The organism is Qipengyuania sp. B-5 (assembly GCF_056857815.1).
Window position 1 is genome coordinate 1 of the sequence record NZ_JBSXNU010000003.1, and the last position, 3,207, is coordinate 3,207.

2 protein-coding genes and 1 pseudogene are annotated in these 3,207 nt (G+C 53.4%); 1 reads left to right on the top strand and 2 read right to left on the bottom strand.

What is annotated here, in order from left to right:
• Positions 1-163: 163 nt before the first annotated feature.
• Positions 164-463 (top strand): annotated as a pseudogene (locus AC13CE_RS00025) (integrase core domain-containing protein); the annotation flags it as partial.
• Between the two features lie 3 nt (positions 464-466).
• On the opposite strand, the gene AC13CE_RS00030 reads toward AC13CE_RS00025, so the two are convergent.
• Positions 467-2,431 carry a hypothetical protein gene (locus AC13CE_RS00030; RefSeq protein WP_482971045.1) on the bottom strand — a complete coding sequence of 655 codons (1,965 nt, stop codon included), beginning with the start codon at positions 2,429-2,431 and terminating at the stop codon, positions 467-469.
• A gap of 264 nt (positions 2,432-2,695) precedes the next feature.
• Entirely contained in the window at positions 2,696-2,899 is a 204-nt protein-coding gene (locus tag AC13CE_RS00035; RefSeq protein ID WP_482971046.1) for a hypothetical protein, read from the bottom strand.
• Positions 2,900-3,207: the final 308 nt, after the last annotated feature.

Here is a 3,207-nt window from a genome sequence, read left to right on the forward strand (position 1 = left end):
TGGTCGAGCGTTTCTTCGGGAAACTCAAAAACGCCAGAGGCTTGGCCACCAGATACGACAAACGAAGCGATAACTTCCTCGCTGCCATCAAGCTCTTCTGCACACGCCTATGGATCGCCGCTAATGAGTCTACGCCCTAGCCGAATACATCGAGGCAAACAGGATGAGCCATGTGCGCGGCGCTCCCTTCCATCCGCAGACGCAGGGCAAGATCGAACGCTGGCACCAGACCCTGAAGAACCGCGTGCTGCTGGAAAACTACTTCCTGCCCGGCGATCTCCAACAGCAGATCGAGGCCTTCGTCGAGCACTATAACCACCAGCGCTACCACGAGAGCCTGGACAATGTGACACCCGCCGATGCCTACTTCGGCAGGGCTGCCGCCATCATCAAACGAAGAGAAAGGATCAAGCGAAAGACACTCGAACATCGGCGCTTGCAACACTGCAAGCTCGCCGCCTAAACATCAATCCGAGACGAGGCCAACACTCCGCTGATCTACGCCGCGAGTTGTGCCAAATGTTCTGACGACGGACAGTAAGGAGCCAACCCATCGGACCTTCGAGGCGGGGTAAGCTGCAACCAAATCGTCTTTTGTCACCTCATCATGGATCAGCAATGTGAGCTTCGTTTCTTCCCCAAGGATTGCATGTGAGTCATTCCGGTTTTGCACATCCCAAAAGGACGGAGCCCACATCGTTCGCGTTCGCGATGTTAGAGGCCAGTTGTGCGCAACCGCATGAACAGTGAAGAATACGGGGCTGGCATCTCCCACCTCATCCCATAGTTTTGCGTGCCGCTCTCGGAACCTCTCGATCACCTGTGGCTGGATGGCCTCGATGGCGGACCACTGCGAGTGGAAACCGCTGTCAGAAATTTCTTGGTTTGAAAGAGCGTCAACTCCGAGTTCCCGACAAGCGAATTTGTAAGCGCGGTCGAAACTCTCGATAACTACACCCCGGTGCCCGCCGCCGACTTGCCTTTCGTTGAACTCCTCCGCTTTCTCCTTGGCGGTCTTGTAGTCAGGAAACGCATACATGACTTTGCCATCGTTCTCGGCCTTGAGCCACCGGTCGATGCGAGCGTGGTTGGTGAATAACCCAGTGGTTTTGGTAATGCCTTCGGGCGCACAGATTAACGCTAATTTTTCCCGACGGATGACATCCAAGAGTAGCCTTGAGATTTCCTTACGGGCCGCGTCCTTATCGACTGCCGCCTGTGCAAAGGCTTGCTCGACGGGCGACCGCACACGGTTATTCAGAAGCTCAAATTCGTCAGACCACTGATCCATCATCTCACCGAGCGGTCTTGGTAGTCGCGGCATTGTCGTCGAAGTGAGGTTGAGCGGGTTCGCCCCGTTGATCAACACAGTCCGATGATCGAAATTCATGATTGAGGAGGGGGTGCCATCGCCAGCATGGTTGAAGAATGTGGCCTGAACCGAGCCCTGATGTTCTACGAAGTCATGGAAAGCTGGGAATGCATTCGCGTTGAAGATTTCGCGCATCTTGTCTCGGCAGAAATCTAGCCTGCCTCCGATTGGCAAAGGGGTTATCTGCCTTCGTGATGACGACTTGGCAGTCGGCGCGCTTCTTACAAAAAGCGTTGGGTCAAAGAACATCGCCGTCGCTCCTTTGGCCGCGCGATCACGAAACCGCTCCCATAGTGTGACTTGCGGCACATATTCCCCGGCAGGAATTCCAAGGATGTTTGGCTTTTCGAGTTCACGGACTCCGTTTGGAATACGCCGGAACTGTTCGGGTGCCCTCAAACTGGCATCTGCATCGATTCCCGGCATGAGAATCTTCAAAACCTCACTGCGAAGTTTGTCCCAGTGAGCGCACAGTCCCCCTCGTATATCTCCATCTATGCCAACGCTCTGCGCGAAGGCAGTGTTGAAGACCACATGGATGTGAAGGCTCTTGTTGCCCGAGTAGTTTACCGTGATCCCCTCGAAATCGACCCAGCGCGAGCAGCAGCGATAAAGGTCGCCAATTGGGCAATCGAGAGGCTTGCCGGTTCTGCTGCGACACCATCGGAGTTGGTCGGACAAGAAGCCCAAATCATTCTTATCGAACTCAAAGGTGAATACCTGCGAGTTACCCCAAACGACGCGATCTTTCGGTGCGACCCAACCCTCTTTACCGTCCCTGACATCAGGCGCGGGAGGTATGGAAAGGGGGTTTGTGAAATAGGTCAGTGCACGCCAAGCATTGGGTTCTGTCATCATCGTTTGCGCGATGCGGTGGTTGCGTCCAGCCAACCAATGGTCGGTTGAGAGACCAATGTATCTATTGTTTGACGGTTGATAGAATTGGGGGGCGATAACCCGGGTGTGGAATTCAGAGGAAGGCGATTGAAGCGCTTTTCTGAATTGGCGAACCTCTTTCGGACCTAATAAGGAGGCCGCGTAAACAATAAAATCCTTCATTTCTATCCCTACACCCTAAAGTTGGATGACGGGAGATGATTGAGGGTAGTCCAACCAATATCTCGCGGGCATGAATCCATGAGCCTCCCGTCGGATATATTTATACGCTACCCCCTCGACATTCTTCAATATTGGTGTTGCGCTGACGCGATGGGAAAATCTGCCCGTAAGTGTGGTTCGTTAGGAGTATTAATAGGAACTGCGCTTATGGGTTGGTTTTTGCCCCCACGCATCGCCCTACATCCTCATCGCATCAGCGGTTCGTTATCCCGCCGCGTTCGTGATGAGGCTCATCAAGTGATTTCCGGCACCGTAGAGCATCTTATGCTTGTCGCGCGTGTAATCGTCACGCGGGCTATAGAAGCCGAGGATCGTGCGATGCTTGTCCCGCGCGATCTGCTCACTCGGTGTCTGCTCAATATAGCCGATGATCCTCTGGAAGCGGTCGCGAACGATGGTCTCGGTCATAATAGTCTCCTGCAATAATGCAGGTCGCTCCAGTTCGAGTTTTTGTCGAACTTTTTGCTCTCGCCCCAATTGGGTAAACCCGCACTGGTCGTCAGCGGTGAGACGGTATCGGCGTCCCGTTTGAATTAGTTCGACAATTTTGAAACATGTGAGAGTCTGTCTCTAGACCTATTGTGTTGAAAAACTCGGCCTGACCCGATCCGCAGCCGATTTTCCGTAATAATGATTCAACGGGAGAAGGCGTCTTGAAGTAATGATGCGGGCATGAGCTCTTATGAGTTTTAATATTTCCCGCCAAAGGTGCCTGC

Excerpts from the sequence above, each read along its gene's own strand:
- AC13CE_RS00030 (WP_482971045.1), bottom strand. The coding sequence starts at position 2,431 with ATGAAGGATTTTATTGTTTACGCGGCCTCCTTATTAGGTCCGAAAGAG.
- AC13CE_RS00035 (WP_482971046.1), bottom strand. The coding sequence starts at position 2,899 with ATGACCGAGACCATCGTTCGCGACCGCTTCCAGAGGATCATCGGCTAT.